The 23,020-nt window shown below is 42.6% G+C and carries 23 protein-coding genes and 1 pseudogene; 9 read left to right on the forward strand and 15 right to left on the reverse strand.

Going from position 1 to position 23,020, the window contains the following annotated elements:
- Window positions 1-12: 12 nt before the first annotated feature.
- From BFW96_RS10410 to nrnB, 3 genes are all read left to right on the forward strand, one after another.
- A complete protein-coding gene (locus tag BFW96_RS10410; RefSeq protein WP_069839376.1) occupies window positions 13-795 on the forward strand; it encodes an enoyl-CoA hydratase in 783 nt (260 codons plus the stop codon).
- Between the two features lie 10 nt (window positions 796-805).
- The gene (locus tag BFW96_RS10415; RefSeq protein ID WP_083252857.1) at window positions 806-2,341 is read left to right on the forward strand and encodes an acyl-CoA carboxylase subunit beta; all 1,536 of its coding nucleotides are present in this window, start codon (window positions 806-808) and stop codon (window positions 2,339-2,341) included.
- Window positions 2,342-2,510: 169 nt separating this feature from the next.
- Window positions 2,511-3,710 (forward strand): oligoribonuclease NrnB, encoded by a 1,200-nt coding sequence (gene nrnB / locus BFW96_RS10420; protein ID WP_069839378.1) that lies wholly within the window; start codon window positions 2,511-2,513, stop codon window positions 3,708-3,710.
- Between the two features lie 48 nt (window positions 3,711-3,758).
- Here nrnB and uptA read toward each other — a convergent pair whose 3' ends face one another.
- From uptA to BFW96_RS10435, 3 genes and pseudogenes are all read right to left on the reverse strand, one after another.
- Window positions 3,759-4,355, reverse strand: a complete 597-nt coding sequence (gene uptA / locus BFW96_RS10425; protein ID WP_003231529.1) for an undecaprenyl phosphate transporter UptA — start codon at window positions 4,353-4,355, stop codon at window positions 3,759-3,761.
- A 72-nt stretch (window positions 4,356-4,427) separates the two neighbouring features.
- Entirely contained in the window at window positions 4,428-5,321 is an 894-nt protein-coding gene (gene galU, locus BFW96_RS10430; RefSeq protein WP_069839379.1) for a UTP--glucose-1-phosphate uridylyltransferase GalU, read from the reverse strand.
- Window positions 5,322-5,327: 6 nt separating this feature from the next.
- A pseudogene (locus BFW96_RS10435) lies at window positions 5,328-5,779 on the reverse strand (GtrA family protein).
- A 578-nt stretch (window positions 5,780-6,357) separates the two neighbouring features.
- Here BFW96_RS10435 and xynD point away from each other — a divergent pair.
- Both xynD and xynC read left to right on the forward strand, forming a co-directional pair.
- The gene (xynD, locus tag BFW96_RS10440) at window positions 6,358-7,899 is read left to right on the forward strand and encodes an alpha-L-arabinofuranosidase (protein ID WP_069839380.1); all 1,542 of its coding nucleotides are present in this window, start codon (window positions 6,358-6,360) and stop codon (window positions 7,897-7,899) included.
- A gap of 109 nt (window positions 7,900-8,008) precedes the next feature.
- Window positions 8,009-9,277 carry a glucuronoarabinoxylan endo-1,4-beta-xylanase XynC gene (gene xynC, locus BFW96_RS10445; protein WP_069839381.1) on the forward strand — a complete coding sequence of 423 codons (1,269 nt, stop codon included), beginning with the start codon at window positions 8,009-8,011 and terminating at the stop codon, window positions 9,275-9,277.
- Between the two features lie 686 nt (window positions 9,278-9,963).
- Here xynC and BFW96_RS10450 read toward each other — a convergent pair.
- From BFW96_RS10450 to BFW96_RS10460, 3 genes are all read right to left on the reverse strand, one after another.
- Window positions 9,964-10,227: a YnfE family protein gene (locus tag BFW96_RS10450; RefSeq protein ID WP_040083025.1), complete on the reverse strand. Its 264-nt coding sequence runs from the start codon at window positions 10,225-10,227 to the stop codon at window positions 9,964-9,966.
- A gap of 74 nt (window positions 10,228-10,301) precedes the next feature.
- A complete protein-coding gene (locus BFW96_RS10455) occupies window positions 10,302-11,801 on the reverse strand; it encodes a cellulase family glycosylhydrolase (protein ID WP_069839382.1) in 1,500 nt (499 codons plus the stop codon).
- Window positions 11,802-12,130: 329 nt separating this feature from the next.
- Window positions 12,131-13,528, reverse strand: a complete 1,398-nt coding sequence (locus BFW96_RS10460; RefSeq protein WP_040083027.1) for an alanine/glycine:cation symporter family protein — start codon at window positions 13,526-13,528, stop codon at window positions 12,131-12,133.
- A 511-nt stretch (window positions 13,529-14,039) separates the two neighbouring features.
- Between BFW96_RS10460 and BFW96_RS10465 the strand changes: the two genes are divergently transcribed.
- Complete coding sequence (locus BFW96_RS10465; protein WP_014664143.1) at window positions 14,040-14,393, forward strand: hypothetical protein; 354 nt, start codon at window positions 14,040-14,042, stop codon at window positions 14,391-14,393.
- A gap of 25 nt (window positions 14,394-14,418) precedes the next feature.
- Window positions 14,419-14,544 (forward strand): hypothetical protein, encoded by a 126-nt coding sequence (locus BFW96_RS22020; RefSeq protein WP_003231548.1) that lies wholly within the window; start codon window positions 14,419-14,421, stop codon window positions 14,542-14,544.
- Between the two features lie 40 nt (window positions 14,545-14,584).
- Here the strand turns inward: BFW96_RS22020 and parC are convergent, their stop codons facing one another.
- The 3 genes from parC to BFW96_RS10485 form a co-directional block, all read right to left on the reverse strand.
- Window positions 14,585-17,005, reverse strand: coding sequence for a DNA topoisomerase IV subunit A (gene parC, locus BFW96_RS10475; protein ID WP_069839383.1), 2,421 nt, complete (start codon window positions 17,003-17,005; stop codon window positions 14,585-14,587).
- 3 nt (window positions 17,006-17,008) lie between these two features.
- The gene (parE, locus tag BFW96_RS10480) at window positions 17,009-18,976 is read right to left on the reverse strand and encodes a DNA topoisomerase IV subunit B (RefSeq protein WP_069839384.1); all 1,968 of its coding nucleotides are present in this window, start codon (window positions 18,974-18,976) and stop codon (window positions 17,009-17,011) included.
- 397 nt (window positions 18,977-19,373) lie between these two features.
- On the reverse strand, window positions 19,374-19,781 hold the full coding sequence (locus BFW96_RS10485) for a CoA-binding protein (protein WP_003245606.1): 408 nt from the start codon (window positions 19,779-19,781) through the stop codon (window positions 19,374-19,376).
- Between the two features lie 169 nt (window positions 19,782-19,950).
- Here BFW96_RS10485 and plsY point away from each other — a divergent pair, with 169 nt between their 5' ends.
- Both plsY and BFW96_RS10495 read left to right on the forward strand, forming a co-directional pair.
- Window positions 19,951-20,532, forward strand: coding sequence for a glycerol-3-phosphate 1-O-acyltransferase PlsY (gene plsY, locus BFW96_RS10490; protein WP_014664139.1), 582 nt, complete (start codon window positions 19,951-19,953; stop codon window positions 20,530-20,532).
- Between the two features lie 87 nt (window positions 20,533-20,619).
- Entirely contained in the window at window positions 20,620-20,907 is a 288-nt protein-coding gene (locus tag BFW96_RS10495; protein ID WP_069839385.1) for a HesB/YadR/YfhF family protein, read from the forward strand.
- Window positions 20,908-20,937: 30 nt separating this feature from the next.
- On the opposite strand, the gene BFW96_RS10500 is transcribed toward BFW96_RS10495, so the two are convergent.
- The 6 genes from BFW96_RS10500 to BFW96_RS10525 form a co-directional block, all read right to left on the reverse strand.
- On the reverse strand, window positions 20,938-21,237 hold the full coding sequence (locus BFW96_RS10500; RefSeq protein WP_014664137.1) for a hypothetical protein: 300 nt from the start codon (window positions 21,235-21,237) through the stop codon (window positions 20,938-20,940).
- Window positions 21,238-21,252: 15 nt separating this feature from the next.
- Window positions 21,253-21,669, reverse strand: coding sequence for a YbgC/FadM family acyl-CoA thioesterase (locus BFW96_RS10505; protein WP_069839386.1), 417 nt, complete (start codon window positions 21,667-21,669; stop codon window positions 21,253-21,255).
- Window positions 21,670-21,753: 84 nt separating this feature from the next.
- Entirely contained in the window at window positions 21,754-22,005 is a 252-nt protein-coding gene (gene tlp / locus BFW96_RS10510; RefSeq protein WP_014664135.1) for a small acid-soluble spore protein Tlp, read from the reverse strand.
- A gap of 35 nt (window positions 22,006-22,040) precedes the next feature.
- The gene (sspN, locus tag BFW96_RS10515) at window positions 22,041-22,187 is read right to left on the reverse strand and encodes an acid-soluble spore protein SspN (protein WP_003221249.1); all 147 of its coding nucleotides are present in this window, start codon (window positions 22,185-22,187) and stop codon (window positions 22,041-22,043) included.
- 64 nt (window positions 22,188-22,251) lie between these two features.
- On the reverse strand, window positions 22,252-22,377 hold the full coding sequence (locus BFW96_RS10520; RefSeq protein ID WP_003244964.1) for an FbpB family small basic protein: 126 nt from the start codon (window positions 22,375-22,377) through the stop codon (window positions 22,252-22,254).
- Window positions 22,378-22,457: 80 nt separating this feature from the next.
- Entirely contained in the window at window positions 22,458-22,970 is a 513-nt protein-coding gene (locus tag BFW96_RS10525; protein ID WP_069839387.1) for a redoxin domain-containing protein, read from the reverse strand.
- Window positions 22,971-23,020 lie beyond the last annotated feature (50 nt).

The following is a 23,020-nucleotide window of genomic DNA, read 5'->3' on the forward strand; positions in this document are numbered from 1 at the left end:
AGGACGCATACAATGGGAGAATCTATTCTTTTCACTGTGAAAAATGAACATATTGCGTTGATCACCTTAAACAGACCTCAAGCGGCAAATGCTCTTTCAGCAGAAATGCTTAGAAACCTGCAAATGATTCTTCAAGAAATTGAATTCAACTCAAACATTCGCTGCGTCATCCTCACCGGCACCGGCGAAAAAGCGTTCTGTGCGGGGGCAGACCTGAAAGAACGAATAAAACTAAAAGAAGATCAGGTTCTGGAAAGTGTATCTCTCATTCAAAGAACAGCGTCTTTCCTTGAAGCCTTGCCGCAGCCAATCATAGCCGCGATAAACGGCAGCGTATTAGGCGGCGGGCTAGAATTGGCATTGGCATGCGATCTTCGAATTGCATCTGAATCAGCTGTGCTGGGACTTCCGGAAACAGGGTTAGCTATTATCCCAGGCGCTGGAGGGACCCAAAGACTGCCTCGGCTGATTGGCAGAGGAAAAGCCAAAGAATTAATTTATACCGGCAGACGCGTAACCGCTCATGAAGCAAAAGAGATAGGCCTTGTAGAGCATGTCACGGCTCCTTGTGACCTTATGCCAAAAGCAGAGGAACTGGCTGCAGCCATTTCTGCCAACGGGCCGATCGCTGTCCGTCAAGCTAAATTCGCAATCAATAAAGGATTGGATACAGATCTCGCTACAGGTCTTGCAATTGAACAAAAGGCGTATGAACATACCATTCCTTCAAAAGACAGGAGAGAAGGACTTCAGGCGTTTCAAGAAAAAAGACGGGCCGTATACAAGGGAATATAAAAGGGAGGAAATGCTCATGGATTATGAAAAGGAACGAACAAAATTGGCCGAACGAATCCGAAAAGGCGGAGCGGAAAAGTATCACCAAAGCAATCGGGAAAAAGGCAAGCTCTTTGTCAGAGAGCGGCTCTCGCTTCTCTTTGACGATGGCATTGAGCTAGAAGACGCTTTTTTTGCGGAATGCATGTCAGACGGCCTTCCCGCTGACGGAGTGGTGACGGCGGTCGGCAAAATCGGCGGCCAAACCGTTTGCGTCATGGCAAATGATTCAACAGTGAAAGCGGGCTCCTGGGGAGCTAAAACCGTTGAAAAAATCATCAGAATTCAAGAAACTGCCGAAAAACTAAACGTTCCGCTCATTTATTTAGTCGATTCAGCAGGCGCCAGAATCACCGATCAAATCAATGTCTTTCCAGGGAGACGCGGAGCAGGAAGAATTTTTTATAATCAAGTCAAATTATCGGGACGCATTCCGCAAATCTGTTTGCTTTTCGGACCGTCTGCGGCAGGAGGCGCTTATATTCCGGCCTTCTGTGATATCGTCGTTATGGTAGACGGTAACGCCTCCATGTATTTAGGCTCGCCAAGGATGGCGGAAATGGTCATTGGCGAAAAAGTGTCTCTCGAAGAAATGGGCGGCGCTCGTATGCATTGCTCCATCTCCGGCTGCGGAGATATTCTTGCAGAAACTGAAGAAGAAGCCATACATCTGGCGCGGGCTTATTTGTCTTACTTTCCGGCAAATTTTCAAGAAAAGGCGCCCATTCATGAGGAACGCCCGCCAAAACACTTCGACATCCCGCTTGCCGACGTCATTCCGCAAAACCAGAACGCACCTTTTGATATGCATGAGCTGATTGAGCGGATCATTGATGAAGGGTCATTTTTTGAGATCAAAGCCTTATTTGCACCAGAATTAGTAACAGGCTTCGCACGGATCGAGGGACAGCCTGTCGGCATTGTTGCAAACCAGCCGAAGGTTAAAGGCGGCGTCTTATTCCACGATTCAGCAGACAAAGCGGCTAAGTTTATTACCTTATGTGACGCATTTCATATCCCGTTGCTGTTCTTAGCGGATATTCCCGGTTTTATGATTGGCACAAAAGTGGAACAGGCGGGGATTATCAGACACGGAGCGAAAATGATTTCTGCGATGTCGGAGGCAACTGTTCCAAAGCTCTCTGTCATTGTCCGAAAAGCGTACGGAGCGGGGTTGTATGCAATGGCAGGGCCTGCCTTTGAACCGGACTGCTGTCTAGCGCTCCCAACCGCCCAAATCGCCGTTATGGGCCCTGAAGCTGCTGTAAACGCTGTCTACGCTAAAAAAATCGCCGAACTGCCAAAAGAAGAGAGAGCCGCATTTATCGGCAGCAAACGGGAGGAATACAAAGAGGACATCAATATCTACCGTCTGGCTTCTGAAATGATCATTGATGCTGTTATCCCAGCCAATTCGCTGCGTGATGAGCTGGCCAAACGGCTGAAGGCATACATGACAAAGGAAATGACATTTACCAATCGAAAACATCCGGTTTATCCGGTATAAAAAAGCAAGAACTTAGGAGCGCCAAAAGCGCTCTTTTATATGTTCACAATAATAATATTATGTAAACTAATAGCCTTTGTATAAAACGCTTTGTTTTTTAGAATAGTAAATAAAGGCTGCCGCATCTTTAGCGGCAATTGTCAGTTTATCATAAAAAGGGGCCTACATTATGTATCATTTATATTCACATAACGACTTGGACGGAGTAGGATGCGGAATCGTAGCAAAATTGGCATTCGGAAAAGACGTTGAGGTCCGGTATAACTCTGTCAACGGCTTAAACGCACAGGTGCAGTACTTTTTAGAAAAAATGAAGGAGAGCAACAGACAAGATGCATTATTCATCACCGATCTCGCCGTCAATGAAGAAAACGAACAGAGATTGAATGATTATGTTCATGCAGGGGGCAAAGTGAAGCTTATTGACCATCATAAAACAGCCCTTCATTTGAATGAGCATGAATGGGGATTTATCCAGGTGGAATACGATGATGGAAGGCTCACATCCGCGACGTCACTTTTATATGGCTATCTCGTTGAAAATGGATTCATGAAACCGACAAATGCCTTAGACCAATTCACAGAGCTCGTCCGTCAATACGATACATGGGAATGGGAGCGGTACGATCAAAAACAGGCGAAGCGGCTTAATGATCTTTTCTTTTTGCTGTCAATTGATGAATTTGAGGCAAAAATGATTCAGCGCCTATCCTCGCACGACGAATTTTTCTTCGATGATTTTGAAGAAAAGCTGCTTGATTTAGAAGACGAAAAAATTGAGCGTTACCTCCGCAGAAAGAAAAGGGAAATGGTACAAACCTTTGTTCATGAACATTGTGTAGGCATTGTTCACGCTGAATCGTACCATTCAGAACTGGGAAACAGGCTAGGGAAAGATAATCCGCACCTCGATTACATTGCGATTTTAAGCATGGGTTCAAAACGAGTCAGTTTGCGCACCATTCATGATTACATCGATGTGTCAGAGATCGCCGGCCGATATGGCGGCGGAGGGCATGCAAAAGCGTCCGGCTGTTCAATAACCGATGAAGTATACGAGTTGTTTGTAACTGAAGCTTTCCGGATTGATCCTGTACGGCCTGATGCTTTCCGTAACATCTATAATCTAAAAGGATCTGCGAACGGATCATTATATGAAAATCGTGCTCAAATGAGATTTTTTCTGTTTCCTTTAGACAACAAGTGGAATATCCAAATTAATGGGGAAACACAGGATGAAACATTCGCAGCGTTTGAAGAAGCAGAATGGTTCATTAAAAGAAATTATGCCGCATCGCTCGTGCGGGATGAAGTGTTTGTCGCATTTTTAGCGGAGAATCTGAAGCTGGCAAATCAGCATCGCAAGTAAACAAATATGCATAGGGGAGCGTCATTCACCCCTATGCATATCCGCTAGCTATCGTTTGAATATGGCTGTACGTTTCTTGATCACAAAATAAAGGGCTATCACGACAACAGCCAGGATCATAATCGGTGTTGTATAAGTACCCGCTATGTTCTCTACATCATCCCACTGGCTTCCCAGCTGTATGCCTAAATACACAAACAGGATAGACCATGGAATGATAGCAAGCACAGTCAGTACCACAAACTTGAGAAACGGCATTCTGGCAATACCTGCTGGAATGGATATCGCATGTCTGACAACCGGTATAAAACGAGCCGAGAAAACAACCCCGGCGCCGTACTTTTGAAACCAGTTTTCCGACATGTCGATATGATGCTTTTTAATCAATAGATACTTCCCGTATTTGTCCAGAAATGGCCTGCCGCCATAGCGACCGATCCAGTAAATAAAAATCTGGGCAATGGTACCTCCGATAACACCCGCAATAATTGCGCCAATAAATCCAATCGTGCCTTCCGATACCATATAGCCGCCATAAGCTAATACAATCTCACTCGGAATGATTTCAATCATTAACCCAATCGCAATACCCGCATATCCCATGTTCGTCAGCCATGTTAAAATTTCGCTTATCAAACTGCCCACATTCTTCACAACCTGTCCTAATCTTTTTCACTATTATATGACTGATTGACGAGCAAGATGGTTACAATTTTTTTACCGCAGCATTTCTTTCGTTTCCCGTTTGATTACACCTTCTAAATAGGTCAAAAGCTGAGATCTCATTTCGGGACGCATTAAGCCGATTTCAGTGCTCGCTTTAAAACAGCCCAGCTTATCGCCAATGTCATATCGATTTCCTTCCAGCAGCCGAGCATGGATCGGCTCATTACGGCAAACCTCACGAAGCGCATCTGTGAGCTGAATTTCATTTCCCGCGCCTCTGCCAATTGACCTCAAAACGGGGAAGATCGAAGAATTCAACACATACCGTCCCATTACGGCGATGTCGGAAGGCGCTTCTTCAGGTGAAGGCTTTTCAACTAAATCTTTCACTTCATGCACATGTCCGTGAGTTCCAGACGTATTAATAATACCATATTTGCTGACATCCTCAGGGAGAACTGACTGTACACCGACAACCTCTGTGCCATAAACGTCATATACATCCATTAATTGCCGAAGAGCCGGTGTTTCAGACACCATAATATCATCACCTAAGAGAACGGCAAAAGGCTCATCTCCGATAAAATGCTCCGCACACAGTACCGCATGGCCTAATCCGAGCGGTTCTTTCTGGCGGATGTAATGAATGTTGGCCAAATCGGCGATCTGCTGCATTTCTTCAAGTGTCTCCGTCTTGCCTTTTTCCCGCAGATTGAATTCCAATTCCGCCGATCGGTCAAAATGATCTTCAATCGAGCGTTTGTTTCTCCCTGTAATAATCAGTATATCTTCAATTCCTGACTCTACGGCCTCTTCTACAATATATTGGATTGCTGGTTTGTCGACGATTGGGAGCATTTCTTTTGGCTGCGCCTTTGTCGCCGGCAGAAATCTCGTTCCTAAACCCGCTGCGGGAATAACCGCTTTTCTCACTTTTTTTCTCATTCATCTTCACTCCTGATCCTGTATATTTTTCAGCGAATCTCCAAATACCCAGATTCGGTTTCCTATAAAATTCATCATCATTCCGCCGATAGTGGCGGCGAGCTTACTCACCAAAAGCGAGCATCCGCAGTTTTGAAACAAATAAAGCAGCAAAAAGGTGATCCCCGACGCGGCAATATTAATCATGAGAAAGCGCACGATCTCTTTCCCGTCAGCCTTACGTTTTACACGAAACGTCCAATTCCGGTTCCACACATAGCTGTTGATGATACCTGCCGAATAGGAGCAGATCTGCGCCGACAGATAAGGGACATGACAAGCAGTAAGGAGAAAGAAGACACCAAAATCTATCAGCGTATTGCCGACGCCTACGGTGCAAAAGCGTCCTAATGTTTTTATTTTTTCTTTCAGCATAACGGCACCGACCTCCCTTCATAAAAGATGCGAATAGCTGCCATATTTGTTGATATTGATTACTTTAACGGACAGTGTTGAATAAACAATTAATAAAATATGAACAAAACATGAAAAAGCGGGTATACCGCTCTCTTTACATAAGGATGGACAAAATATGCAGTATGTCGAAGGGGAAGAGGGCGGAATGATAACGAAATGTCTTACAAAGAAGAGAACAATGTAAACAGGAATCAGCAGAAAAAGCAGGCAGAATTCAATAGATTGAGAAGTTTCGAGCCATGATTTCCTATCTGCAGAGATGTCTATTATGTCAATAGCTCTAAAACAACGAGATTCGAGGGAACAGGAAGCGAAGAAGAAGTCGGTAACAGCCGTCTATGTTAGCCCCATCTTATCAATGAATAAATGTATCCAGTTCCTTTGTAGAATCGAACACGAATTCCTCCAAAAGTATCCTATACACAATTTTTTTAATAAGGTAGGATGTTAGACAAAGGGATATTTTGGATAAATATGCATCTCCGTTCAATGGGTTTAGTGGTGCGATCTTCATGACCTGTTGTTATCAAATTCCAAAAGAAAATCCCCCCATTTTAAAGAAAAAGGAGGATGTTAAGTGATGAGGAAAAAGTGTAGCGTATGTTTATGGATTCTAGTTTTATTATTGAGCTGCTTATCTGGAAAGTCTGCGTATGCTGCCACCAGTAGTACAATTGCAAAACATATAGGGAATTCAAACCCGCTTATCGACCATCATTTGGGAGCAGATCCGATTGCGCTGACCTATAACGGAAGGGTTTACATTTATATGTCAAGTGATGATTATGAATATAATAGCAACGGAACAATTAAAGATAATTCATTTGCCAATTTGAATAGAGTATTCGTCATATCTTCAGCGGATATGGTGAACTGGACAGATCACGGAGCCATTCCGGTAGCAGGTGCCAATGGAGCTAATGGAGGCCGTGGAATTGCAAAATGGGCAGGTGCATCATGGGCACCGTCAATCGCAGTTAAAAAAATAAATGGCAAGGATAAATTCTTCCTTTATTTCGCAAACAGCGGCGGAGGTATCGGGGTTCTCACCGCAGACAGCCCGATTGGTCCATGGACCGATCCAATCGGAAAACCGCTCGTAACGCCAAGTACGCCAGGAATGTCTGGTGTTGTATGGCTTTTTGATCCGGCAGTATTTGTAGATGATGACGGCACCGGTTACCTGTATGCCGGGGGAGGCGTTCCTGGCGGTTCAAATCCAACGCAGGGACAATGGGCCAATCCTAAAACGGCAAGAGTCATAAAATTGGGGCCTGATATGACGAGTGTTGAGGGAAGTGCATCCACAATTGATGCGCCTTTCATGTTTGAAGATTCGGGATTGCACAAGCATAACGGAACATACTACTATTCCTATTGCATCAATTTCGGCGGCGCGCACCCGGCCGATAAACCCCCGGGTGAGATCGGCTACATGACCAGTTCAAATCCCATGGGTCCCTTTACATATAGAGGGCACTTCCTGAAAAATCCGGGTGCATTTTTCGGAGGCGGCGGAAACAACCATCATGCTGTTTTCAATTTTAAAAACGAGTGGTATGCAGTGTACCATGCGCAAACTGTCAGTTCCGCTCTGTTCGGGGCCGGCAAAGGTTACCGTTCTCCCCATATTAATAAGCTGGTGCATAACCCAGATGGATCCATCCAAGAGGTAGCAGCAAATTATGCAGGTGTAACACAGCTTTCCAATTTAAACCCATATAACCGGGTAGAAGCTGAAACGTTTGCCTGGAATGGACGCATTTTGACAGAGAAGTCCACAGCCCCCAGCGGGCCAGTAAATAATCAGCATGTAACAAGCATTCAAAATGGAGACTGGATTGCTGTAGGAAATGCAGACTTTGGAGCGGGCGGTGCCAGGTCATTTAAAGCAAATGTAGCATCCACTTTAGGCGGAAAAATAGAAGTGCGCCTCGACAGTGCTGATGGTAAGCTTGTTGGAACCCTGAATGTACCTTCCACAGGCGGAGCGCAAACGTGGAGAGAGATAGAAACTGCAGTAAGCGGGGCAACCGGTGTGCACAAAGTATTCTTTGTATTTACCGGAACAGGTACAGGAAACTTGTTTAATTTTGATTACTGGCAGTTTACACAAAGATAGGATTCGTAATGGGACCGTTTAAAAACGAGACGGGTGGCAAGCACCGGAATAGCCCGCCATTATGAATTTTCTAATACCGTAAAAGACACATGACGAAGGAGCGAAATAAATGATTCCACGTTTTAAAAAAACAATTTGTATATTATTAGTATGTTTCACTATGTTGTCAGTCATGTTAGGGCCAGGCGCTACTGAAGTTTTGGCAGCCAGTGATGTAACAGTTAATGTATCTGCAGAGAAACAAGTGATTCGCGGTTTTGGAGGGATGAATCATCCGGCTTGGGCTGGGGATCTTACACCAGCTCAAAGAGAAACGGCTTTTGGCAATGGACAGAATCAGTTAGGCTTTTCAATCTTAAGAATTCATGTAGATGAAAATCGAAATAATTGGTATAAAGAGGTGGAGACTGCCAAGAGTGCGGTCAAACATGGGGCAATCGTTTTTGCTTCTCCCTGGAATCCTCCAAGTGATATGGTTGAGACCTTTAATCGTAATGGTGATACATCGGCTAAACGGCTGAAATACGATAAGTACGCCGCATATGCGCAGCATCTTAACGATTTTGTTACCTTCATGAAAAATAATGGTGTGAATCTTTACGCGATTTCGGTCCAAAATGAGCCTGATTACGCTCACGAGTGGACGTGGTGGACGCCGCAAGAAATACTCCGCTTTATGAGAGAAAACGCCGGCTCGATCAATGCCCGCGTCATTGCGCCTGAGTCATTTCAATACTTGAAGAATTTGTCGGACCCGATTTTGAACGATCCGCAGGCTCTTGGCAATATGGATATTCTAGGAACCCACCTGTACGGCACTCAGGTCAGCCAATTCCCTTATCCTCTTTTCAAACAAAAAGGAGCAGGGAAAGACCTATGGATGACGGAAGTATACTATCCGAACAGTGATAACAACTCGGCGGATCGATGGCCCGAGGCATTGGATGTTTCACAACATATTCACAATTCGATGGTAGAGGGAGATTTTCAAGCTTATGTATGGTGGTACATCCGAAGATCATATGGTCCTATGAAAGAAGATGGTACGATCAGTAAACGCGGTTACAATATGGCTCATTTCTCGAAGTTTGTGCGTCCCGGCTATGTAAGGATTGATGCAACGAAAAATCCGAATACGAACGTTTACGTGTCAGCCTATAAAGGTGACAACAAGGTCGTTATTGTTGCCATTAACAAAAGCAACACAGGGGTCAACCAAAACTTTGTTTTGCAGAATGGATCTGCTTCAAACGTATCTAGATGGATCACGAGCAGCAGCAGCAATCTACAACCTGGAACGAATCTCACTGTATCAGGCAATCATTTTTGGGCCCATCTTCCAGCTCAAAGCGTGACAACATTTGTTGTAAATCGTTAAGGACACCTAAGGCAAGCGGTACCGCATTGGAGCGGATATGGACATTAACCGCCGAGGGTGCCGCAAATAAACCTGCACGGGAATAAAAAGTCGAAGTCAGAAAAAAGCGATTTTCCGATCAGAAAATCGCTTTTTTTCGTGTCGTGCGTCGTTTTGAAGACGCATGATTCAAGATTTTTAAATGCGGGAGGGCATCAGCTTGTTAAAATAAATGTATAAGGAATAAACATAAGCGTTATAAACAAATAAGTATTTTATCATTTAATGGATTCACTTTTATGTTCTCTTTACAGAAAGTAAAACTAGATCCATTCTGAACGACAACTGGTGCACTATTACTGAGATAGATATTATGAATATTCAGGGAAGGGAAATGTAGAAACGCTGTCGAAATTTTGACTTGATCAAGAAGACCAGCAACAAGTGACATAGGTTGCTGATAAACGCATGTCAAAGAGTTAGCCGTTGAATCCAACGTCAAATAAGATGACACAGGTTGACAATTCAAACTTTAAGAAAAGAAAAGGCGGAAGGCCGAGAATTAGTAACTACTCAAAAGAATTCACTTATTAGTTTACATAATATATATTCTAGGAAGTAAAGAAAATAAATGAATTTCTGTCTCATATCAAAAGTATACTTAAGTTAGTGAGACAGAAATTGAAATTTTATTGGTTTGTTGCCAATCAAAAAAATGGCGTTGTTAATCCATAATAAACTGCTTCTAAATCTTCCAGCGTCATATCGCCATATGCGCATTTGATAACAGAGTCAGCAAACACATCATAGTCATAATCTGTAGAAAATCCTTGCTGCAGCTGTTTTTCGTAAGCTTCAATCTGTTCTTTTTGATACTGGATGTCTTTTTCCTTACCTGGATAGTCCGGACCATTTATCGCATGATTCATTTCTTTGAACAGCATCATATACTGCTTCAGTGTTTCATCCACAACCTACACCTCCTTGTTTTACTGAATAAGATAATGAAAACGGACATCATTTCTGATGTCCGCCAACAGTTAAACTATTTGGGTTCTGTTCCCCAAATCAGTTTTCCGTGATTATATAATGTGATTTTTTTCGTTGTTTTAAACGTATTTGATTGGAAAAAGGAATAATCGCCGCTTTGTGCATAATTGCTCCAGTCATCGTTGTGAAGACGAAGCTGAATATTCCCTGTGCTTGCTCCCGGTGACAGCGTTCCTTTCTTAAACCCCAGTTCCAGATAGGTATCTGCGCCTTGCTTAGGTTTATGCAGCGTCACAAATTTGTGTGTCAGATTGCCGCATCCAATCTGCGCGTAGTCACAGTCAAGGTTTTGGCCTTTGTTTTTCGCGTTATACCAGTAACGGGCAGTAATATCTTTTAAATCAACCGTCGTATTGCCATTATTTTTTATGTGAAACTGCGGGTGGATTTGGTTGCTGTTCACACCCCCATCCCCTGCTTTGTATTGTACAGAAATGCCGTTTTCCTGTGCGGGGTTATCTTGTGCCGGCGTTTCAGGGCGTTCTTTCGTTGAATCTTTGTTGCCGAGAATGTTTTCTCTTACGAATGTTCCTGAAGCAGTTAAATCTGTAAGCGGCCAGCCGCCTGTTTTAGATGCTCCCGGCTTTAACGCTGAGGATGATTCCTGCTTATCAGAAAGATTCCAGTTCACCCAGCTGATTTTCTTGCTGTCGAGATAATTCAGCCATTCCCGCGACTGGTCAAGGAATACACCGCCATTTCCAGACGCGTCGCTTGTTCCCCATTCCGTCACGAAAATAGGCGCTCCTTTACTGAGTGCATAGTTTGCTTTATCCCGTAAAGATTGGCCGTGTGTGCCGGCATAAAAATGAAGCGCGTACATGACGTTTGCATCTTTTAGCTGATCATCGGCAGCATCATTCACATCCTGGCTCCATGTACCGGTTCCGACAATGATGGTGTTGTCTGGATCATTTTTGCGGATAACGGAAATCACTTCTTCCGCATACGGTTTAATATCACGCTTCCAGTTCACATCACCGTTTGGTTCGTTTGCAATTTCATAAATGACATTTGGCGTGTTTCCGTAAAGGCTTGACATTTCCTTGAAGAATTCTTTTGCCTTCTCTTTATTTTGGTTTGGATTACCGTCATTTAAGATATGCCAGTCAATGATGACATATATCCCAAGCTCTTTTGCCGCTTCAACCGCTTCTTTTACTTTGTTTTTCACGGATGGGTTGTCAATATAACCGCCATCTGCTGTATACATCGCTGCTCGGAAAACGGTAATGCCCCAATCGTCTCTCAGCCATTTTAAGCTGTCTTTATTGACAAAATCGCCATACCATTGCAATCCGTGTGAACTGATCCCCTTCAATTGCACCGCTTTGCCGTTTTGATTGATTAGCTGCGTGCCTTTTATGCTAAGCTGGCCATTTATGGCGACTGGCGTTTTTGCTCCTGCAGCAGATGCTGCTGGATTTCCTAAGCCGCTGGTTGCGAGTATTGAAATTAATAAACACACGATTAAGATAGAGACTTGACGTTTCATATATAGTATTCTTTCCTCCTTTACATCATGACGAAAATATATGCCTATTAACTCGTCCGCTCCACCTCCCTTCCGTTTTTGTTTGGCACGGACTATTGTAAAAATTTATCTCATCTTTGTCTATCAACCTAATTTCTTGTTTTTAGACGGATTAAAAAGCCTGTCAATTTGCTCTTTTTGTCTTGTTTCAGATACTGCTGACACATACGGACCAAATAGAAAATTGTTTAATCAGGACTATTCACGTTACTTTTTGTTTAATTTGAAAGATTCTGCTTCTTTACGCCAAATAAAAAGCCGCATTCAATTTATTGAATGCAGCCGTGTTCTTATGCTTCTTGTTTCTCATCTTCCCATGTTTCAGCATTTTTCAGCCCTGGAATGTTTTTCGCTTTAAATACAGGATCAAGTCCTTGTTTACGCTGTTTCGCGTAATCTTTATACACTTTGTAAGCAACGTTTGACAGCAGCGTAATCACAACTAAGTTAATTAGCGCCATGATACCCATAAAGAGATCCGCCATGTCCCAAACGATTTGGAAGCCTGATAGAGAACCGTAGACAACCATAGCAATAACCGCAATCCGGTAAATATTCAGCCATGTTTTGCTTGTTTTAATAAATTCAATATTTGTCTCACCATAATAATAGTTGCCGACAACTGAACTGAATGCAAACAAGAACATTGCGACTGCGATGAAGCTAGGCGCCCAGCCGCCGATATGATGATTAAGGGCAGCCTGGGTTACTTGGATACCATCACCTTTTGGCGTTACACTGTACAGCAAAATGATAAACGCTGTGGACGTACATACGATAAATGTATCGAAAAATACGCCTAATGTTTGAATAAAACCTTGTTTTGCCGGATGCGATACATGAGCTGTTGCAGCCGCATTCGGAGCGCTTCCCATCCCTGCTTCGTTTGAAAAAAGTCCGCGCTGCGCACCGATAACGATGATGCCGCCAATTCCGCCGCCGACGACTTGTTCAAACCCTAAAGCATTTTTAACAATTGTAGCGATAACGCCAGGGAAAGCCGTAATATTTGTGATGACAACAAATAAAGCAATAATAATATAAATGCCTGCCATAACCGGTACGATTAACTGTGTTACAGCCACAACACGTTTCAAACCGCCAAAAATGATAAACGCAGTTAAAACAGCCAAGACAATGGCTACAACTGTTTTATTCACATGAAATGCGCCATCCAACGCTCCTGCAATAGTATTCGTTTGAACAGCGTTAAAGATTAAACCGAATGATACCGTAATTAAGACAGCAAAAACGATGCCAAGCCATCTGGCTCCAAGGCCCTTCTGAATGTAGTAGGCCGGACCTCCGCGGAAATCCTCCCCGTCTCTTACCTTATAAAGCTGCGCTAGCGTACTCTCAACAAAGCTAGAAGCCATACCTACAGCAGCTACAACCCACATCCAAAACACAGCGCCCGGTCCGCCTGTCGCAATTGCTAAAGCTACACCAGTCAAATTCCCAGTACCGACTCGGGATGCAGCGGAAATAAAGAATGCCTGCATAGAGGAAACGCCTTTATTTCCTTCAGGCTTCTCACCTACTATTCTGAACATTTCAATAAAATAACGGAATTGGATAAAACCAAAACGTATGGTAAAAAATAATCCAAGCCCTATTAAAATATAAAATAGGTATTTCCAAATGAAATCACTTGGAATATGAATTAAACTATCGAAAAAAGACGCCATATTTACCTCCCGTTTTCATCAATTCAATACGAATTCGTTTTGATGTTAGATTTTTTAACATAACGAGTTTTATTATATCACAATATGACGAATTAGGAAGTTTTTTCGCGAAGAATATTGTCATAGCCAGATGTTACTCTGTCGACCCTTTCCCTAGCATTTTCCTATAAAAAATAAAAACATTCGTTGCAAGTTTGCATTTTTAAAAAAGTACCTATTAACAATGCAATCATTTCCTCTCATTCTCTTACCTTTCCTTTGATTTTAGCTCACAAATAAAGGAATAAACCTTAAACAACAAACATATCATCTAAAATATGCTTTTATTCACACCATAAACCGGGTATACATACACTAATAAAGAATGTTTCTCTTTCAAAAATAAGCAAAAAGATATATACTTAACAAAGTGAAATTTAGTTTTTAAATTTAATAAATCAGGTTTACTTTTAGGATGGATTGGGGTATTATTATAAAAATATTCAGTAATATTAAAGGAGGGGGAGATCATTTGAAAAAAGTAACGATATTGAAAGCATCCATCTTATTCTTGGCGATCGCCAGTTTTCATTTGCTCTCAATTCCCCACGCCTTTGATATCGGCCATCATTATAAAGCCGTAGCCGACCAGCAGGAAATGCACGAGATGAAAGCCGGCCAAAATGCTGATGATGAGAAGAAATCCATCACAGGGGCATTTGCGCTAACCGCTTTATGGGCAATGGCTGTTCTGCTTCTGACCGCTGAAAGCAAAAGTACGGGATACACCCGCAGGCGCCAGCGGAAAAAAAGCTTTATACTGGCCAAATTTTATCAATCGTCTTATTTCGGCAAACTTCATGTTCAACATCACCCGATTATATAACGATAATATGAGGAGGCTGTTTAACATGTTGTTTATCTTAAGAATGGTGATATTAGGCTTATTTTCTTTCACAGCGCTGAATTTATTTGTATGGCAGGGAATTGAAGTCATTCATGCCGTAACAGATCTATTCACCAACCATGAAAGCTAAATAAACGAAACCCGCTCACGTAATATGAGCGGGTTTTTTATTATTGTTCTGTATGAACGCGCCAAACAGCTGTAACCTTGCCTGATTCCTCTTCATCAAAAAAGAAAGAGCCATTGCTGTATCTGTCGTTTGTCCGCAGCTCTTTTGCCTGCAGTTCTTTTCTGTCGCCTTTTTCTGTTTCTGCCATAAGCCGCTGTTCAAGACCGCAAGCGAACAGTGCTGCAACACGGTGAGGATTCTTTTTCAGTTCCCTTAGCATCACGACACCGCGTTTTGCGCGGGATGTTTTCTCGAACTCAGAAAGACTCATGCGTTTTACCGCTCCCCGCTGTGTGAACAAAACAATTGAATCAGATTCTTGAAGGATCTCCCCGGAGACAACAAAGTCATCCTCTTTTAAGTTAATCCCTTTGACACCTGCCGCACGCGCGCCAACTACATTCACTTCGTCTTCGCCAAACCACAGGCCATACCCTAAGTGAGTGGCCATAAAGATCTGGCTTTCCCCATTTGTTACATGAACATCAATCAATTCATCTTCACCCTTCAGATTTAAGGCCACAAGCGCCTTAGAATAACGCTGTGCTTTGTAATGGGTGAGCTCTGTCTTTTTCACCATGCCGTTTTTCGTAAAGAACAATAGATATGCCGACGGATCAAATTCTTTTATCGGTATGGCCTTTACAATCGTTTCATCACGGTCAATGGTGATGATATTAGAAAAATGCTGACCCATGTCCTTCCATCTGATATCAGGCAGCTGGTGAACAGGACAATAAATGTAGCTTCCTTTGTTCGTAAAGAGCAGCAGCACGTCCGTCGTATTCATCTCAAATTGATGCAGCATCCTGTCCGTATCTTTCATTCCGAAATCCTGGCCGTTGGAAGCGGCATATGAGCGCTGGCTTGTCCGTTTTAGATAGCCATCCTTCGTAACGGTTACATATACATCCTCAGACGCAACCATAACTTCGAGGTTGATTTTAATTTCCTCAATTTTTTCTTCAATCACGGAGCGTCTCGTGTCTGCATATTTCTTTTTCAGTGCTTTTAAGCTGTTTGTGATCACTTTTAACAGCTTTTTATCATTGCTTAAAATAGATTCGAGCTCTTCAATTTTTTTACCGAGCTCTTCTGCCTCTTCCTTAAGCGCTGTGATATCGGTATTGGTTAAACGATATAACTGCAATGACACAATGGCTTCAGCCTGAGGCTCTGTAAATTCGTATTTCGCAATCAAATTATTTTTAGCGTCACGTTTATCGCTTGAAGAACGGATCGTTGCAATGACTTCATCTAAAATGGACAAAGCTTTCATGAGCCCTTCTACGATGTGGTGTCTGTCTTTTGCTTTTTGAAGCTCGTAAACAGACCGGTTTGTGACGACTTCCTTTTGGTGTCCAATATACGCATCCAAAATAGACGGCAGGCTCATCAGCATCGGACGGCGGTTATGAATAGCCACCATATTAAAGTTATATGTGATCTGCAAATCAGTGTTTTTATATAAGAAATTCAAAATGCCTTTGGCATCCGCTTCTTTTTTCAGCTCAATGACCACTCTCAGCCCTGTTCGATCCGTTTCGTCACGAACCTCTGAGATGCCTTCAACCTTTTTATCAATACGGAACTCGTCCATTTTTTTCACAAGGTTTGCTTTATTTACTTCAAATGGAATTTCAGTAATGACTATTTGTTCTCGTCCGCCTCTGATTGTTTCAATTTCAGCTTTTCCGCGGATAATGATTTTTCCTTTTCCTGTTTCGTAAGCTTTTCTTATGCCGTCAACGCCTTGAATAATACCGCCTGTCGGAAAATCAGGCCCTTTAATGACTTCCATGAGTTCATCAACAGAGCAAGATGGCATTTGAATACGCTTAATGACTGCATCAATGACTTCTCCAAGATGATGCGGGGGAATGTCGGTCGCGTATCCCGCTGATATCCCGGTTGATCCGTTGACCAATAAGTTAGGAAACATCGCCGGGAGTACGACAGGCTCCTTGCTTGTGTCATCGAAGTTAGGCACAAATTCAACCGTGTTTTTGTCAATATCCCGAAGAAGCTCAGATGCTATCGGAGATAATCGTGCCTCTGTATAACGCATGGCTGCCGGGGGATCTCCGTCGATGCTCCCGTTGTTTCCATGCATTTCGATCAACACATTACGAACTTTCCAATCCTGGCTCATCCGCACCATTGCTTCATAAACCGAACTGTCACCGTGCGGATGATAGTTACCGATGACGTTACCGACCGTTTTGGCCGCTTTTCTGAAGTTTTTATCAAACGTGTTTCCATCTGTATGCATCGCATACAGAATTCTGCGCTGTACCGGCTTTAATCCGTCTCTCGCATCAGGCAGCGCTCTGTCTTGAATAATATATTTACTGTAGCGTCCAAAACGGTCGCCGATCACCTCTTCTAATGGTAAATCATGAAATAATTCTGGCTGTGACAATCATTAAACCTCCTCAGCGACCGATAAGTTTTCATTTTCTAAAATATTGCTTTCTTCATCCAAGCCGAAAGCGACGTTTTTCTCAATCCACTTTCTGCGCGGCTCTACTTTGTCTCCCATTAACGTCGTTACACGTCTCTCTACACGTGCCGCATCGTCAATTTTGACCCTGACAAGTGTGCGCGACTCCGGATTCATCGTCGTTTCCCATAGCTGGTCTGCGTTCATCTCTCCAAGACCTTTATATCGCTGAATGGTATAGCCCTTGCCGACTTTTTTCAGGACATCACCCATCTCTTCATCAGACCATGCATATTCAATGATTTCCTTCTTCCCGCTTCCTTTACTAACCTTATATAAAGGTGGCAGCGCAATAAACACCTTGCCATGCTCAATGAGCGGCTTCATATAGCGATAGAAAAAGGTAAGAAGCAGCACTTGAATATGAGCGCCGTCAGTATCGGCATCGGTCATAATGATGATTTTGTCGTAGTTGATGTCATCGATTGAGAAATCTGCTCCGACACCCCCGCCGATCGCATGAATGATCGTATTGATCTCTTCATTTTTAAAGATATCCGCAAGCTTAGCTTTTTCTGTATTAATGACTTTACCGCGTAAAGGCAGAACCGCTTGGAATCTGCGGTCTCTTCCCTGCTTGGCTGACCCGCCTGCTGAATCACCCTCAACGAGATACAATTCATTTTTTGCCGGGTTTCTCGAACCCGCAGGCGTCAGCTTTCCGCTTAAAGTCGCTTCTGATTTTTTTCGTTTTTTGCCGCTTCTTGCTTCTTCACGGGCTTTGCGTGCCGCTTCGCGCGCCTGGCTCGCCTTGATTGCTTTTTTGACAAGAAGCGTTGCGGTGTCCCGATTTTCCTCTAAAAAGTAAGCAAGCTGCTCTGAAACAATTGCATCAACCGCTGATCTTGCTTCACTCGTTCCGAGCTTTCCTTTTGTTTGTCCTTCAAATTGAAGAAGCTCCTCAGGAATGCGGACAGAAATAATGGCTGAAAGCCCTTCCCTTATATCGGTTCCTTCAAGGTTCTTATCCTTTTCCTTCAGCAAAGCCACTTTTCGCGCATATTCATTAAAAGCCCGGGTCATCGCAGTTTTTGCACCCGACTCATGCGTCCCGCCGTCTTTTGTTCTGACATTGTTAACAAAAGACAAAATATTTTCAGAATAACCATCGTTAAACTGGAACGCAAAATCCACTTCTATGGAATGGTGCTCTCCCTCAAACGAGACCACTTCAGATAAGACGTCTTTTTCTTCATTTAAGTAAGCGACAAACGCCTCTATGCCGTTTTCATAATAAAAGACCTCATGCTGGTTATTGCGTTCATCAATCAGCTCAATTTTCAATCCTTTTAACAAAAACGCAGACTCTCTTAAGCGCTCGGAAAGCGTTTCAAAATTATAGGTTGTTGCGCTGAACATCGTTGGATCTGGCTTAAAGTGTGTGAGTGTTCCCGTCTTTTTCGTTTTGCCAATCTTTTCGAGAGATGTAACCGGTTTTCCTCCATTTTCAAATCGCTGCTGATAGATAAAACCGTCCCGTTCAATGGTAACTGTCAGCCATTCAGATAAAGCATTCACGACTGACGCACCCACTCCATGGAGCCCGCCGCTTGTCTTATAGCCGCCTTGGCCGAATTTTCCTCCGGCATGAAGCACCGTAAAAATCACTTCAGGGGTTGGTTTGCCGAGCTTATGCATTCCGGTCGGCATGCCGCGGCCTCTATCCTGTACAGAAATGCTATTGTCTTTATGTATTTTGACGATTATGTGATCTCCATGGCCGGCAAGCACCTCGTCGACAGAGTTATCTACAATTTCATAAACCAAGTGGTGCAAGCCGCGCGCGTCAGTCGAGCCAATATACATACCCGGCCTTTTCCTGACAGCCTCAAGGCCTTCGAGCACCTGTATGGCATCTTCGTTGTAATCAAATTGCTGTTTTCTAGCCAAACGTACAAACCCCTTTCAAAAACTAACATTGTCTTTCTCTTTTTCAGTGTTACACATCATTTGTATATAAGATATTTTTTATAAACCTCGCCTCAAGCCGGTACTGCCTTGGACTCCTCATTATAACCAATATGTTTGCAATCGCAACATAGAGCTAACGAATCAGTTCTCAAAACATCGGCTAGTGCTGTTTTCTCACTATGAGAACGTATGTTTGTTTAATTATATATAAAGCAGCAGACCTTCGCAAATCGAACGGCCGAAACCCGGCTGGACAAGGTATTCAAAAAAAGCTGTTCAAGCTTTATTGTATCTGTTTCACCGTAATACGCAAACAATATCTTAAAATTAAAAAGCAAAAATCCTTGAATTCACAAGGATTTTTGCAGTTCTGCACCTATTTTGTTACAGCGTGTGCCACTTTTATGCACAGATCCATGATAACCGTTCTGCCTTTTTCTTTTAGCATCTGGTATGCTTCCTCGTTTACCAGCCCTTGCTGCGCCCAAAATACGGGAGCATCTGTCTCTAAAAACTCTTCCGCCACTCCAGGAAGCTGTTCTGAGCGACGGAATACATTGACGATGTCAATCGGACCGTCAATCTCTTTTAAAGATGAAACAGCTTTTACACCTAGTGCCTCATCAATTGTCGGGTTCACAGGGATAATTTCGTAACCCGCGTCCTGCATTGCTTTTGAAACCATATGTGACGTTCTATCCGGACGGTCTGAAAGCCCCACTACTGCTATACGTTTGCTTCTTTGAAGAATCTCTTTAATTTCCGCTTTAGAAGGGTTTTGCATCATGAGTCACTCCTTTTCCACTTATTTTACACGATCAAAACAGGAGAAATCAAAATATGATGCAGGTTTGATTAGATTTGTAAGCAAACTTTACAAAAAAACTTATCATCAGATCATGACATCTCATGTTAAAATAGAAAGAAGGGAATTTGAAAAAGGAGAAATGTAGATGTTAATTGCTTTATTGATTATTTTGGCCTACTTGATAGGCAGCATTCCATCTGGCTTAATTGTGGGCAAGCTTGCCAAGGGAATTGATATTCGGGAGCACGGAAGCGGCAACTTAGGCGCTACCAATGCATTCCGTACACTGGGCGTAAAAGCTGGTTCGGTCGTCATAGCCGGAGATATTTTGAAAGGGACGCTGGCAACTGCTTTGCCTTTTCTCATGCACGTTGATATTCATCCGCTTCTTGCAGGAGTCTTTGCGGTTATAGGCCATGTGTTCCCCGTCTTCGCTAAATTTAAAGGCGGTAAAGCCGTTGCAACATCAGGTGGCGTTTTGCTATTTTACGCACCTCTGTTATTTATCACGATGGTTGCGGTATTCTTCATCTTTTTATACTTGACTAAATTTGTTTCTCTATCATCAATGTTAACAGGGATCTATACTGTTATATATAGTTTCTTTGTCCATGATACGTATTTATTGATTGTCGTTACCCTGCTCACTATTTTTGTGATATACAGACACCGGGCAAACATTAAACGAATCATCAATAAAACAGAACCTAAAGTAAAATGGCTATAAGCTTAAAAACCTTCTCTTTTGACACAGAATAGCCTAATACGTTTATAATAGAGAAAATTCAAATGAAGAACAAAGGGGTGTGCTGTTATGAATATGACAATTAACGAAGACGCATTGAACTGGTATAAAGAAGAGCTCGATTTGGAAAGCGGAGACAAGGTTCGCTTTTTCGTCCGCTACGGAGGCTGCAGCAACGTTCAAAAAGGTTTTTCTCTCGGTGTAGCGAAAGATGCCCCACAAGAGGCTGGAGTCACTGCAGAAGCAGACGGCATTACCTTCTTTATTGAAGAAAGTGATTTATGGTACTTTGATAATCACGACCTTCTCGTCAGCTATTCAGAAGACGCTAATGAACCGGTTTTTGAATACCAATAAAAAAGAACGCACATGATGTGCGTTCTTTTTTTACAAATGAAATCGTATAAGATGATCGGTTAGGTTTTCTTGTTCCAAAATATATTTTTGGGTCTCCCCCAGCAGATCAAAGTGAGGAAATTCACTTTTCTTATGTATCCATTCTTTCTTTAACCCGTAGGCTGCTCCCCATCGAATCAGCTTATCAATATCTGCACAGCCGGCTTTTGTCACAGTCTTTGCTTCCGGAAACCGGTCATCAAGCCAGTAATGTGTTAAAAATGCGATTTCTCCTTTTTTCACTGCTTGTTTCCACCGGTTCAGTTCCTCCCGTTTCACACCAAACGCCATATCCCGTTCACTTCCCTATTTTTTGGCCTTTTCATATGCTGCGTGCCAATCAGGAAAAGCTTTGCGGAATTGAATGGGCTTAAAGCTTTCTTTATCCACACATATATGAGATGAGGTGGCTTTGATGGAAAGCTCACCGGCCGGATTATAAATGTGATAACCATAAACGGTTTTAAAGCCGTTATATTCCTCTATCCATGTATGGACAACCGCGGTTTCTCCGTAATGAAGCGGCTTTTTATAGGAAATGTTGATATCAACGACTGGAGACAGAACACCTCTCTTTTCCATTTCACTATATAAAAAGCCTAAGTCCTTGATCAGAGCTGTTCTGCCGATCTCCATCCACACAAGATAATTTGCGTGATAGACAATCCCCATTTGATCTGTTTCTGCATAACGCACTTCTATTTCTTTTTTTGATACATGCAAGATTACTCTGCTCCCTTAACGTCAATTTAGCCCCATTTTACCATAACCAAATCAGAAAGAAAAAAACCAGGTTTCCCTGGTTTTTTAAGAGCGGTATCCATTTTGTCTCGCTGCGGATTCGTCCTGTATTTCATTGCGAAATGCTTCAATGCTCTGTTCGCGTCTTGCATTTTTTTCTTTGATACGCTGTTTATCTTCTCCTGAAGCAAACTCCATTGTTGCTTCTGCTTCTTCTATATTTTCAATTGTATTTTGAACCATATCCTGCAATTTTTCTACATTATCAGAACGATCATCAGGATTAGGCTGCTGATATTGATTTTGGTTCTTTGTCATCGGATGTACCTCCTAGAAATAAACTCGATTTTTCGCTACTCGCCCTTTGTCTGCATGATGATCGGCTGCTGTCCTGAAGTATCATGCATTTTTTCCCCTTTATTGGCTTTATATTTCACAGGCTTTGTACCCAAGTGGCTTGGAGCATATTGAGGCTGACCGTTTTTCTTGTTGTTTCCCATGCTTATCCCTCCTCAACAGATAGGTTTCTCAAAAGGAGGGATAAACATGAATACAAATTAAAGGTTATTTTTGCTTAAATCGCTGTTCAAGCTTTTCCTCAAGCTGATTTAAATACTCTGTATTAGTCATCAGCTCTTTTTTGTTTTCCATGACGAGCTCATGAAAAGAACGTTTTCTCATCTTCTTCACGCTTCTCACCTCCGCATATTCTTTTATTTTTTCCAATTCTGAAAACTTGTAAGCATATCTGAACATAAAAAAAACTGAATCTAATCAAGATCCAGTTTTTGTTCCATTTCTTTTTTTGTCATGGTGCCAATGTGTATGTCTTGAATAACACCTTTTTCATCCAAGATATATGTCGTTGGATATGATATCACGTTATAGTCAGCATTGATCCCTTTTTTATCAATCAGAATGGGGAACGTTAAATCATACGTATCAGCAAACGCTCGGACTTGTTTTTCACTTTTCTCAGCTGAAGTGAAATTTACCGCAACAACCGCAAGTTTGTCGGCATACTCTTTTTGCAGCTCTTCCATCGCCGGCATTTCCTGACGGCACGGCTTACACCAAGTTGCCCAAAAATTGAGCAATACTTTTTTGCCTTGTGAATCCTTTAAGGAGCTATTCTCTCCCGACAGCGTTTTCAAAGAAAAATCAGGTGCTTGTTGCCCCTCTTCAATTCCGACTTCTTTTTTGCTGTATGTTTGATACAGGTTCCAACCCATATAACCGGCAAGCATAATAAGCAGGATCCCTGCAAGCCATTTTTTCAGCATATGCCACCTCCGCAGCACATTTTGTCATAAAAAGAAGAGAAAGCGAAATG

It is taken from the genome of Bacillus sp. F56 (genome assembly GCF_001748205.1).
GTDB classification, from domain to species: Bacteria; Bacillota; Bacilli; order Bacillales; family Bacillaceae; genus Bacillus; species Bacillus stercoris.